The 2,015-nt window shown below is 66.5% G+C and carries 1 protein-coding gene; it reads right to left on the bottom strand.

Annotation, left to right across the window (positions count from 1 at the left end; all coding sequences use genetic code 11):
• Positions 1-568: 568 nt before the first annotated feature.
• Positions 569-1,333 carry a MerR family transcriptional regulator gene (locus ACWC2B_RS38015; RefSeq protein WP_450724927.1) on the bottom strand — a complete coding sequence of 255 codons (765 nt, stop codon included), beginning with the start codon at positions 1,331-1,333 and terminating at the stop codon, positions 569-571.
• Between the last annotated feature and the right edge of the window lie 682 nt (positions 1,334-2,015).

The raw sequence follows: 2,015 nt of genomic DNA on the forward strand, positions 1-2,015 counted from the left end.
AACGCGGCCTTCCCCGCCCCGTTGAACTTCCCCTCCAGCGGCTCCGCGGCCGCCACCAACTGCCGGATCAGCGTGCCCAGATCAGAACTCGAACCGTCCGTGCTCTTCCCCAGATCGGACAGAGTCGTGGACCCCATGTCGAACTTCACGCACACACCCCCGTGACAGACAGAACGAACACCACGCGCGCAACGCGGCGCGCCGTCCATGTGTACCCAATGCAGATTGCACGCGCAACGCGCAGCCGATCCCCTCGGACGTGCCCGGATCCCCGATTTCCCAGGTGTCCGGCGGACTCGGAGTTGATGCCGCATCGGCAACGGTTACGAAGTTGGAACAGCGGACATGAGGGCATTCGAGGCATAGCTTCGGTGTGCTGCCAAAAGCCCCAAATGGGGTTACGGGGAGGTCCGGTCGGCCGGACTCGAAAAGCGCTGGGCGCGGCGACCAGTCGGCGGTCGCCGGGTACAGCCGGGGGTCTGCAGCCCCCCGGGTGTTGGGTGATGCCATGTGCGGCCGGTCGGCCGACGGTGCGTGAGGTCGGTCTACCGGCGGATGGAGCGGTGGCTCAGCTCAGCCGGGCGTCGGCGTAGACGAGCATCGCGTCCCGCTGGTAGACGGCAAGACCGACGGCGATCTTGTCGTAGTTGGCGCGCATCTGGGGGTCGTCGACATAGGTGTGGGCGAGTCCCTTGTACGCGACGGCGTTCGGCGTCCAGAAGCGGCAGACGTTCTGGTAGTGGCCGTCGATCTCGGCTTGGACCGCGGGGTCGTCCACCGGGGTGCCGGCCACCATGAACTCCGCGATGCGGATCATCTGCGCCGTGACCTCCCGCTGCCACTGCTCGCTGTCCTCGGCGGTCATCGCCGCGACCGCCTGCTGGGACTGCTCCCACGCCTCGGGCCAGCGCTCGCGCACCTTCTCGTTCTGCTCGGCGGAGGGCTCGAACCCCTCGAACAGGTTCTCCGGCCGGTTGATCTTCGCCATGGCGTTGTTCTCCTCTGCTTCTTCCAGTTCGGCGATGGTGCGGTCGACGGTGCGGGCCAGGGTGCTGAGCCGGTCCCGCTCCGTCAGCAGCCGCCGGTGGTGCTCACGCAGTACGGCTACGCGGTCGACCTGGCTGTCGAGCACGGCCTGGATCTCGCGGAGCCCCAGGTCCAGCTCCCGCATGAGCAGGATCTGCTGCAGCCGCAACAGATCGGCCTCCTCGTAGTAGCGGTGCCCGTTGCTCCCGATCCAGGCCGGGGGCAGCAACCCGATCTCGTCGTAGTGCCGCAGAGTCCGGGACGTCACCCCGGACAGCCGAGCCACATCCGCGATCGACCAGGCCATGACCGTGTCTCCCATCGCCGGGCCGGAGTCCGTCTCCGGCCACAGAGACGACGTTAGGAGTTGACGCAGCGGCAACCGCAAGTCGAGCCGAAACGGGGGCTGGGGGGGCGAGCCCCTTCAAGGGGGGGGCGGGGAACTGAAGGGGTACGGGGAACTGCGCGACCAGCCACGGGCGCGGTCAGCAATCGAAGGACGGCACATCCGGGGGCCCTGGGGCCCGCCCCGTGAAGCGAGGGGGCTGGATGGAGTGCGGCAGCACCTCGTGTAATGTTCTCCGAGTTGTCACGCAGCCGGGATGGCTCCGAGGCAACCATTCGCCGCAGGTTCTGCGGCAACCCCAACTCAGCACGATCTCCCGACCGGGAGCGCTTTCGGCATGCCGAATTCAATTCCCGGTCGAACCGGAAGACTCGATTACGAATCGCCGGAAGGATCCGCTAGAGTTCGGGACGTCGGAACGGCCCAACAGCCGGGAAGACACCCCGATTTCGACCGGGAATCAGGACCGAAAGGATCTGATAGAGTCGGAGCCGCCGGAAAGGGAAACCCGAGAGGGAGAACCGGAAAGGCGCCGAGGAAATCGGACGCGAAAGAGTCTGATAGAGTCGGAACACGAAATACCGGAGGGAAGCGCCCGGAGGAAAGCCCGCGAGGGTGAGTACGAAGGAAGCGTCCGTTCCTT

It is taken from the genome of Streptomyces sp. NPDC001415 (assembly GCF_053597395.1).

Coding starts and splice junctions, on each gene's coding strand:
- ACWC2B_RS38015 (WP_450724927.1), bottom strand. CDS start 1,333: ATGGCCTGGTCGATCGCGGATGTGGCTCGGCTGTCCGGGGTGACGTCC.